This window comes from Mesorhizobium sp. M0633 (assembly GCF_040320645.1).
Classification (GTDB): Bacteria; Pseudomonadota; Alphaproteobacteria; order Rhizobiales; family Rhizobiaceae; genus Mesorhizobium.
In genome coordinates, this window is the sequence record NZ_JAMYQC010000071.1 from 1 (window position 1) to 9,575 (window position 9,575).

The window sequence follows — 9,575 nt, forward strand, 5'->3', positions numbered from 1 at the left end:
GGCTGATGTGTATCAGAGACAGGCGAGGGGGCTTTCGTCGGGCGCGGCGCCCCCTCTCCGTCTCGGCTTCGCCGAGCCACCTCTCCCCCACTTCCGCGGGGCGAGGAACCCGAGCTGGAATGATGCCGCGATCCTCCGGCAGGACAGAGCGGGGCGCGAAGGAACTCGACAGAGGGATCTTGCTACCAGGAATCCCTTCTCATGCGCCAGACTAGGCCGGGCCATTCGCCAAATTGCGCGCCGGCGCGGAAGATCGACAAGAAATTTCGCCGACATATCTCCATCCTGTCTGCCGCGGGCAGCAGCCAGCGGCAGCGAAGCCTCGCCCGACGAATTGGCACTGGTCTGGCGGTGTGCAAATATCCTGGCCGGGCAACAGTGGAGGACCGAGATCATGGCCGATGCCGGAATGCTGCGCTTCCATGTTCCGGAACCGGAAGTGCGGCCGGGCGGGACGCCGGATTTCTCTAATGTGAGCATTCCAAAAGCTGGCTCGGTGCCGCGCCCGAAGATCGACGTCGACCCGCGCGACATCCGCGATCTGGCCTTCTCGATCATCCGCGTGCTCAACCGCGCCGGCGAGGCGGTCGGGCCGTGGGCAGGGCTGCTTTCGGACGACGAGTTGCTGGAGGGGCTGCGCCATTTGATGACGCTGCGCAGCTTCGATGCGCGCATGCAGATGGCGCAGCGCCAGGGCAAGACCTCTTTCTACATGCAGCATCTCGGCGAAGAGGCAGTGAGCTGCGCCTTCCGCAAGGCGCTGTCGCGGGGCGACATGAATTTTCCGACCTATCGGCAGGCCGGCCTGCTCATCGCCGACGGCTACCCGATGGTCACGATGATGAACCAGATCTATTCGAACGAGGCCGATCCGCTGAAAGGGCGGCAATTGCCGATCATGTATTCGTCGAAGGAGCACGGCTTCTTCTCGATCTCCGGCAATCTGGCGACGCAGTACATCCAGGCGGTCGGCTGGGCGATGGCCTCGGCAATCAGCAACGATTCAAAGATCGCCGCCGCGTGGATCGGCGACGGCTCGACCGCCGAGTCCGACTTCCATTCGGCGCTGGTGTTCGCCTCGACCTACAAGGCGCCGGTCGTGCTCAACGTCGTCAACAACCAGTGGGCGATCTCGACCTTCCAGGGCATCGCCCGCGGCGGTTCGGGCACTTTTGCCGCCCGTGGGCTCGGCTTCGGTATTCCGTCGCTGCGCGTCGACGGCAACGACTATCTCGCCGTCCATGCGGTGGCCAAATGGGCGGCGGAACGGGCGCGCAGCAATTTCGGGCCGACGCTGGTCGAATACGTCACTTACCGCGTCGGCGCCCATTCGAGCTCCGACGACCCGTCGGCTTACCGGCCGAAGGCCGAGTCCGATGCCTGGCCGCTCGGCGACCCGATCGTCAGGCTGAAGAACCATCTCATCCAGCGCGGCGTCTGGTCGGACGAACGCCACGCCCAGGCCGAGGCGGAAATCCTCGATACGGTGATTTCGGCGCAGCGGGAGGCCGAGCGCCATGGCACGCTGCATGCCGGCGGCAAGCCCTCGGCGCGCGACATGTTCGAGGGCGTCTATGCCGAGATGCCGCCGCATCTCAGGCGGCAGCGCCAACAGGCAGGGGTCTGACCATGCCGCGGCGGACCATGATCGAGGCGATCCGCGACGCCATGGACGTGTCGATGGCACGCGACGAGCGCGTCATCGTGTTCGGCGAGGATGTCGGCTTCTTCGGCGGCGTCTTCCGCTGCACGCAAGGCCTGCAGGCAAAATACGGCAAGAGCCGCTGCTTCGATGCGCCGATCAGCGAATCCGGCATTGTCGGCGCGGCCATCGGCATGGCCGCCTACGGGCTGAAGCCTTGCGTCGAAGTGCAGTTTGCCGACTATGTTTATCCGGCCTATGACCAGATCGTCTCGGAAGCCGCGCGGCTGCGCTACCGGTCGAACGGTGATTTCACCTGCCCGATCGTGGTCAGGATGCCGACCGGCGGCGGCATTTTCGGCGGCCAGACCCACAGCCAGAGCCCGGAGGCGCTGTTCACCCACGTCTCCGGCCTGAAAGTCGTGGTGCCCTCGAACCCGCATGACGCCAAGGGCCTTTTGATCGCGTCGATAGAGGATCCGGACCCGGTGATTTTCCTGGAGCCGAAGCGGCTTTATAACGGCCCCTTCGACGGTCATCATGAGCGGCCGGTAACGCCATGGTCGAAACATGAGCTCGGCGAAGTTGCCGACGGCCACTACACGGTGCCGCTCGGCAAGGCGGTGATCCGCAGGCAGGGCGCTGCGGTCACCGTGCTTGCCTACGGCACGATGGTCTATGTCGCCCAGGCGGCGGCCGAGGAGACCGGCATCGATGCCGAGATTATCGATCTGAGAACGCTGCTGCCGCTCGACCTCGAGACGATCGTCGCCTCGGTCAGAAAGACCGGGCGCTGCGTGGTCGTGCACGAGGCGACGCTGACATCGGGGTTCGGCGCCGAGCTGTCGGCGCTGGTTCAGGAGAGCTGCTTCTACCATCTGGAAGCTCCGGTGGCGCGGGTCACCGGCTGGGACACGCCCTACCCGCATGCGCAGGAGTGGGACTATTTTCCCGGTCCTGCCCGGCTAGGCCGCGCGCTCGTCGAAACGGTGGAAGCCTGAAGGGGGAACGATGGGCGAATATGTCATCAAGCTGCCCGATGTCGGCGAAGGCGTCGCCGAGGCCGAGCTGGTCGAATGGCAGGTCAAGGTCGGCGATCTCGTGCGCGAGGATGCCGTGCTGGCCGCTGTCATGACCGACAAGGCGACGGTCGAAATTCCTTCGCCCGTCGATGGCGAAATCGTCTGGTTGGGCGCCGAGATCGGCGACACGGTGGCGATCGGCTCGCCGATTGTCAGGTTGAAGGTGGCGGGCGAGGGCAATGTCAGGGATGCTGCGTCGCAGGCCACTGAGGCGGGCGCCAAGAATACCCCCACCCCTAACCCCTCCCCACAAGGGGGAGGGGGACGTGCCGCAACCTCCAAGGCCGAACCCGAGACCGCTCCACGATCATCTGGAAAAACACCAACGCATAAGGGACTAAGTGCGGCGGGTGGCGAATCCCCCTCCCCCTTGTGGGGAGGGGTTAGGGGTGGGGGTACTGCGCCGGCTTTCGGGGGTATAGCGCCGGTCGGTGCCCCGCGCCCCGAGGGCGAAAAGCCGCTGGCCTCGCCGGCCGTCCGCCTCAGGGCGAAAGAGGCCGGCATCGACCTTCGGCAGGTCCCGGGAACCGGCCCAGCCGGCCGCATCCGGCACGAGGACATCGACGCCTTCCTGGCACGCGGACCGCAGCTCGCGAAGGCCTCTGGCCTCGCCCGCAACGAGGCGGTCGAGGACATCAAGATAGTCGGGCTCAGGCGAAAGATCGCCGAGAAGATGACGCTGGCCAAGTCGCGCATCCCGCATATCACCTATGTCGAGGAGATCGACGTCACCGCGCTCGAGGATTTGCGCGCCGCGCTCAACAAGGAGAAGCGGCCGGGCGGGAACAGGCCGAAGCTGACGCTGCTGCCGTTCCTGATGCGGGCGATGGTCAAGGCAATCGCCGACCAGCCCAATGTCAACGCACTCTTCGACGACGAAGCCGGCATTGTCCACCAGCATGGCGGCGTCCATATCGGCATCGCCGCGCAGACGGCTTCCGGGCTGATGGTGCCGGTGGTCAAGCACGCCGAGGCGCGCGACATCTGGGACTGTGCAGCCGAGGTTGTCAGGCTGGCCGAGGCAGCAAAATCCGGCACGGCGACGCGCGACGAACTCTCGGGATCGACCATCACCATCACTTCGCTGGGCGCCATGGGCGGCGTGGCGACGACGCCGGTGATCAATCATCCGGAAGTGGCGATCGTCGGCGTCAACAAGATGATGGTGCGGCCGGTATGGGACGGTACCCAGTTCATCCCGCGCAAGATGATGAACCTGTCCTCCAGCTTCGACCACCGCGTCGTCGACGGCTGGGACGCTGCGGTGTTCATCCAGCGGATCAAGGCGTTGCTGGAAACGCCAGCGCTGATTTTTGTGGATTGAGGAGATGAACAGAGCATCGCAGGGGCGCGGGATGAGAGCAGTAGCGATCCTTCGCGCCCCCCTCTGCCCTACCGGGCATCTCCCCCTCAAGGGGGGAGATCGGCCGTCATCCCACCTTTCGCCAATCTCCAGCCTTGCAGGACTAAGCCGAACGCGAAAGCTGCCAATCTCCCCCCTTGAGGGGGAGATGTCCGGCAGGACAGAGGGGGGTGCTGCCCCGCCGGCTCGTCGAACTAAGGTGCAATGATGAAGGAAATCTCCTGCAAGCTGCTGGTCATCGGCGCCGGTCCGGGCGGCTATGTCTGTGCCATCCGCGCCGGGCAGCTTGGCATCGACACGGTGATCGTCGAGGCAGGCAAACCGGGCGGCACTTGCCTCAATGTCGGCTGCATCCCGTCCAAGGCGCTGATCCATGCAGCCGAAGAGTTCGAAAAGCTCTCGCACATGGCCGGCGGCAAAAGTCCACTCGGCATAACGGTCGCGGCACCGTCGCTTGATCTCGCGGCGACCATTGCCTGGAAAGACGGCATCGTTAGCCGGCTGAACAACGGCGTCGCCGGCCTGCTGAAGAAAGCTGGCGTGAAGACGGTGCATGGCTGGGCGACATTTCGCGACGGCAAGACCGTTGCCGTCGAGACCGAGATCGGCATGCAGGTGATCCGAGCCGAAACTGTGGTGATAGCGACCGGCTCGGCGCCGGTCGAGCTGCCATCGCTACCGTTCGGCGGGCCGGTCATTTCGTCGGCCGAGGCGCTGGCGCTGAGCGAAGTTCCGGAGAGGCTGGCGGTGGTCGGCGGCGGCTATATCGGGCTGGAACTCGGCATCGCCTTTGCCAAGCTGGGCGCCAAGGTGACCGTGGTCGAGGCGTTGCCCCGCGTGCTGGCGCAATATGATGCGGAACTGACCCGACCGGTGGTGAAGCGGCTGGCCGAACTCGGCATCGAGGTGCTCGTGAACGCCAAGGCCAAGGGGCTGTCCACTAAGCGCGACGCGCTGCTGGTCGAGACGAATGGCGGCAAGAACGGCAAGATTGCCGCCGACAAGGTGCTTGTCACGGTCGGTCGCAAGCCGGTGACCGAAGGCTGGGGGTTGGAGCAGATCGACCTCGACATGGCCGGACCCTTCATCCGCATCGACGACCAGTGCCGCAGCTCGATGCGTGGAATCTTTGCCATTGGCGACGTCACCGGCGAGCCGATGCTGGCGCACCGGGCCATGGCGCAAGGCGAAATGGTCGCCGAGATCGTCGCCGGCCACAAGCGCAGCTGGGACAGACGAGCGATCCCGGCTGTCTGTTTCACCGATCCGGAGCTGGTCACCGCAGGCCTGTCGCCGGAGGAGGCCAAGACCCGTGGCGAGATCAAGGTCGGACTGTTTCCCTTCACCGCCAATGGCCGGGCGATGACGAAGTTGGGCGAGGACGGATTCGTCCGGGTAGTGGCGCGGGCGGACAACCATCTGGTGCTTGGCATCCAGGCCGTCGGCCAGGGCGTGTCGGAACTGTCGACGGCCTTTGGGCTGGCGCTGGAGATGGGCGCGACGCTGGAGGATATCGCCGGGACGATCCATGCCCATCCGACACAGGGCGAGGGTTTTCAGGAAGCGGCGCTGAAGGCGCTGGGGCGGGCGGTGCATGTCTGAGGGCTCGCGCTCTGCCTTCTCCCCTTGCGGGAGAAGGTGGCCGAGCGAAGCTCGGTCGGATGAGGGGTGTTCCAGCTTGGCACCGACGGCGATCCTTCCAACACCCCTCAACCGTCTCGGCGCTGCGCGCCGATCCACCTTCTCCCACAAGGGGAGAAGGGAAGAGGTTCTCACCCTGCAAGCCGGCTAACCATTTCGTGCTGCGCATAGGCGCGGCCGAAGCGGTTGGCCAGGAACGCGTCGAGCGCGATGTCCTCCTGCTTGATGAAGCCCCTGGCCGGCAAGCTGCCGTCGGCCAGCATGTCGAGCACCGCGCAGATGGCCGATGCGGTGGTGATCTGGATGGCGCTGCGCACCGTTTCGCCGTCGCGCCTGGCGTAGATCTTGTTGGCGTAGGTCTCCTGCAGCAGACGGCCGTTCTTGCGGCCGCTGACGGTGACGAAGACGATGACCACGTCCTGCAGCGTCGCCGGCAGGGCGCTTTCGAAAATGTCCTTCAGCACGTCGCGGCGGTGGCGCAGGCCGAGGTCGTTGAGCAGCGCCTTCATGATCGCGGCATGGCCGGGATAGCGGATGGTGCGGTAGTTCAGCGTCCGCACTCTGCCTTTCAGCGTTTCGGCCAGCGTGCCCAGCCCGCCCGAGGTGTTGAACGCCTCGTAGGTGACGCCGTCGAGCGAGAATTCTTCACGCTCCTCCAGCGGCGGCACTTCGACAAGCTCGCCTTCGACGATCGCCTCGCAAGGCTCGCAATATTCGTTGATGACGCCGTCGGTGCTCCAGGTCAGATTGTAGTTCAGCGCATTCGACGGGTATTGCGGCAGCGCGCCGACCCGCATGCGCACGCTTTCCAGCGTGTCGAAGCGGCTGGCGAGATCGTTGGCAACGATCGAGATGAAGCCCGGCGCCAGACCGCATTGCGGAATGAAGGCGCTGCTGCCGGAACGAGCCAGTTCCTTGACCCGCCTGGTGCTGACGACGTCCTCGGTCAGATCGAGATAGTGCACGCCGGCGCTGGCCGCCGCCTCGGCGATGCGCGTGGTCAGATGGAAGGGCGCGGCGCTGAGCACCGCGAACTTGCCGGCCAAGGCGGCTTCGAGCGTGCCGGCGGCTTCGATATCGAGTTCCAGCGTCTCGACCGTTTCACACAGTTCGGCCGCGCCGAGCTGCGCCGCCGAGCGGTCGATGAGCGTGACATGGTAGTCGCCCGTGGAAGCCAGCATCTCGGCAATGGTCGAGCCGATCTTGCCGGCGCCGACGACGATGATTTCCTTCATGACCGGTCCCTCGCACCAATGCTAAATTCACGGTTAGAATCGCAGCTTGCCTGTCGAAAGGAAGCGTGAGATTGTACGAAACGCAGCCTCTCTTTGGGCAATGTGCCGGTAAGGTTCGTCGAAATGCTCAGCGATGCCGACCAGGCTCTGCTTTCCCTGCTGCGCACCAATGCGCGCGCCTCGACCGCCGAACTGGCGCGGCGGCTCGGCGTCTCACGAACAACGGTGCAAAGCCGGATCGAGCGGCTGGAACAGCGCGGCATCATCGCCGGCTACGGGGTCAGGCTGTTGCCGGATTACGAGCAGGGGCTGGTCAGGGCGCATGTCCTGCTCACCGTCACCCCCAAGCTTGCCGACAAGGTGGTGCGCAGCCTGCAGGCGCTGGCACCGGTTCGCACGCTGCACTCGGTCAGCGGCAATTTCGATATGATCGTCATCGTCGAGGCGCCGTCGATCAGGGATCTCGACACGCTTCTCGACCAGATCGGCGCCATGGACGGAGTCGAGCGCACGTCGTCGTCGATCATCCTGTCGACGCGGATCGACCGCTGAGCCGGCTGGTGTCGCGGGTCCAGACGCTGTCGGGACAGCGCCCCCCTCTCTGCCCTGCCGGGCATCTCCCCCTCCAGGGGGAGATTGGATGTCACCGCGGCTTTCGCCAATCTCCAAGGTGGCTGAATGGATGCTATCGGCGAAGCTGCCGATCTCCCCACTAGAGGGGGAGATGCCAAGTGATCGCAAAGAGGGCAGGACAGAGGGGGGCGCGAAGGATCAGCAAGGGCGGTGATCGTTCTGGCGTTACCGCAGCAAAGCGATATAGGCTTTCAAAATGTGGATCGATGGCGTGCAGCCGCCCCCTATCTCTCGCAGCACCGCGCGTTCACCCAAAGAACCTAGACAGGAGGCCTCCTTGCCCAAGCAGTGTTTTGGAAAATCCCATGTGCCGTTGTCGCCGGCGGTCAGGGCCGGCGATTTCGTCTATGTCTCAGGCCAGGTGCCGGTCGGCACAGACGGGCTGGTGGTCAAGGGCGGCATCGCCGAACAGACCGAGCAGGTGCTGTCGAACGTCAAGGCGGCACTGGCGCTGGCCGGCTGTACCCTCGACGACGTAGTCAAGACGACGGTCTGGCTCGAAGACGCCCGCGATTTCGGCATTTTCAACACCGTCTATGCCAGGCATTTCCCGAAAGACCCGCCGGCGCGCACGACAGTGGAGTCGCGGCTGATGATCGATATCAAGATCGAGGTCGAGGCCGTTGCCTACAAGCCGGCCTGACGGGAAAGTGGAGACAGGCGCGATGCAATTCGATCTCCTGATAAAAGGCGGCCGCCTCATCGATCCGGCCTCCGGTCTCGACGCGCAGCGCGATCTGGCGATTGCCGACGGCCGTATCGCCGCCATCGACACCGAAATCCCCTTCGAACGTGCCGCCCGCGTCATCGATGCCACGGGCTCCATCGTCGCGCCGGGCCTGATCGACCTGCACAGCCATGTCTATTGGGGCGGCACGTCGCTCGGCGTCGATGCCGACCGGCTCGCCGCAAAGAGCGGCACCACCACCTTCATCGATGCCGGAAGTGCCGGCGCCGGCAATTTCCTCGGCTTTCGCCGCCACGTCATCGAGCGCTCGAAAGTCCGCATCCTGGCCTATGTCAACATTTCCTTTGCCGGCATATTCGGCTTCTCGCAGACCGTGGCGGTCGGCGAGTGTAGCGACCTCCGGCTCTGCGAACCGCGCGAGACGGTAGCGGCGGCTCGCGAGCACGCGGACGTGGTTGTCGGCGTCAAGGTCCGCTCGGGTCGCCATGCCGGCGGCACCAGCGGCATCGCGCCGGTCGATCTCGCGCTCGAAGCCGCCGACAAAGCCGGCCTGCCGCTGATGGCGCACATAGACGAGCCGCCGCCGGGCCGCTCGGAAGTGCTGCCGCGGCTGCGCAAGGGCGACATCCTCACCCACTGCTTCCGGCCGTTTCCCAACGCGCCGGTCTTTGCCTCGGGGGCGGTGCGGCCAGATATGCGGCTGGCGCGCGAGCGCGGCGTCATCTTCGACATCGGCCACGGCATGGGCTCGTTCGATTTCGAAGTGGCGAAAGCGATGCTCAGCGAGGGGCTGGCGCCGGACGTGATCAGCAGCGACGTGCATCTCTACTGCGTCGACGGGCCGGCCTTCGACATCCTGGTCTGCATGTCGAAGCTGCTGGCGCTCGGCATGCCGCTGGTCGAGGTGCTGCGCGCCGCCACGCAGCGCCCTGCCGAAGCGATCGCCAGGCCCGATCTCGGCAGGCTTGCGGTGGGTGCGGTCGGCGACATCGCGGTGTTGCGGCTGCGTCCGGGCCGCTTCACCTTTGTCGATTCGGTCGGCGCCTCGCTGGTCGCCGAGCAAAGGCTGGTCTCGGACGGAATCGTGGTCGGCGGCAGCTGGTGGCCGAACGAGGCGGTGGACGATCTCGGCGAAACCGAGCGTTTCGAAGCGCATGCGCACGACACGCATGTCGAGGTGGCGAGCCGGCATTTCGGGCGTGGGTGATCTCCCCCCTTGAGGGGGAGATGTCGCCGACGGCGACAGAGGGGGGCGGTTCGACCGGGCTCGGCTTCCTGCAACGGATGGAGG

At 65.4% G+C, this 9,575-nt stretch carries 8 protein-coding genes; 7 read left to right on the forward strand and 1 reads right to left on the reverse strand.

What is annotated here, in order from left to right; all coding sequences use genetic code 11:
- Positions 1–394: 394 nt before the first annotated feature.
- The 4 genes from NKI47_RS33990 to lpdA all read left to right on the forward strand — a co-directional run bounded on the left by NKI47_RS33990 (position 395) and on the right by lpdA (position 5,689).
- A complete protein-coding gene (locus NKI47_RS33990; protein WP_352596001.1) occupies positions 395–1,627 on the forward strand; it encodes a 3-methyl-2-oxobutanoate dehydrogenase (2-methylpropanoyl-transferring) subunit alpha in 1,233 nt (410 codons plus the stop codon).
- 2 nt (positions 1,628–1,629) lie between these two features.
- Entirely contained in the window at positions 1,630–2,643 is a 1,014-nt protein-coding gene (locus NKI47_RS33995) for an alpha-ketoacid dehydrogenase subunit beta (RefSeq protein WP_352596003.1), read from the forward strand.
- Between the two features lie 10 nt (positions 2,644–2,653).
- Positions 2,654–4,048 carry a dihydrolipoamide acetyltransferase family protein gene (locus tag NKI47_RS34000; protein ID WP_352596006.1) on the forward strand — a complete coding sequence of 465 codons (1,395 nt, stop codon included), beginning with the start codon at positions 2,654–2,656 and terminating at the stop codon, positions 4,046–4,048.
- 246 nt (positions 4,049–4,294) lie between these two features.
- The gene (lpdA, locus tag NKI47_RS34005; protein WP_352577377.1) at positions 4,295–5,689 is read left to right on the forward strand and encodes a dihydrolipoyl dehydrogenase; all 1,395 of its coding nucleotides are present in this window, start codon (positions 4,295–4,297) and stop codon (positions 5,687–5,689) included.
- A 170-nt stretch (positions 5,690–5,859) separates the two neighbouring features.
- Here lpdA and NKI47_RS34010 read toward each other — a convergent pair whose 3' ends face one another.
- Entirely contained in the window at positions 5,860–6,963 is a 1,104-nt protein-coding gene (locus NKI47_RS34010; RefSeq protein WP_352596009.1) for a saccharopine dehydrogenase family protein, read from the reverse strand.
- Positions 6,964–7,086: 123 nt separating this feature from the next.
- On the opposite strand from NKI47_RS34010, the gene NKI47_RS34015 reads away from it, so the two are divergent.
- The 3 genes from NKI47_RS34015 (at position 7,087) to NKI47_RS34025 (ending at position 9,491) form a co-directional block, all read left to right on the forward strand.
- Positions 7,087–7,515: an Lrp/AsnC family transcriptional regulator gene (locus NKI47_RS34015; protein ID WP_023675939.1), complete on the forward strand. Its 429-nt coding sequence runs from the start codon at positions 7,087–7,089 to the stop codon at positions 7,513–7,515.
- A gap of 358 nt (positions 7,516–7,873) precedes the next feature.
- On the forward strand, positions 7,874–8,239 hold the full coding sequence (locus NKI47_RS34020) for a RidA family protein (protein WP_352596012.1): 366 nt from the start codon (positions 7,874–7,876) through the stop codon (positions 8,237–8,239).
- A 22-nt stretch (positions 8,240–8,261) separates the two neighbouring features.
- Complete coding sequence (locus tag NKI47_RS34025; protein ID WP_352596015.1) at positions 8,262–9,491, forward strand: amidohydrolase/deacetylase family metallohydrolase; 1,230 nt, start codon at positions 8,262–8,264, stop codon at positions 9,489–9,491.
- Positions 9,492–9,575 lie beyond the last annotated feature (84 nt).

Coding starts and splice junctions, on each gene's coding strand:
- NKI47_RS33990 (WP_352596001.1), top strand. CDS start 395: ATGGCCGATGCCGGAATGCTGCGCTTCCATGTTCCGGAACCGGAAGTG.
- lpdA (WP_352577377.1), top strand. CDS start 4,295: ATGAAGGAAATCTCCTGCAAGCTGCTGGTCATCGGCGCCGGTCCGGGC.
- NKI47_RS34000 (WP_352596006.1), top strand. CDS start 2,654: ATGGGCGAATATGTCATCAAGCTGCCCGATGTCGGCGAAGGCGTCGCC.
- NKI47_RS34015 (WP_023675939.1), top strand. CDS start 7,087: ATGCTCAGCGATGCCGACCAGGCTCTGCTTTCCCTGCTGCGCACCAAT.
- NKI47_RS33995 (WP_352596003.1), top strand. CDS start 1,630: ATGCCGCGGCGGACCATGATCGAGGCGATCCGCGACGCCATGGACGTG.
- NKI47_RS34010 (WP_352596009.1), bottom strand. CDS start 6,963: ATGAAGGAAATCATCGTCGTCGGCGCCGGCAAGATCGGCTCGACCATT.
- NKI47_RS34025 (WP_352596015.1), top strand. CDS start 8,262: ATGCAATTCGATCTCCTGATAAAAGGCGGCCGCCTCATCGATCCGGCC.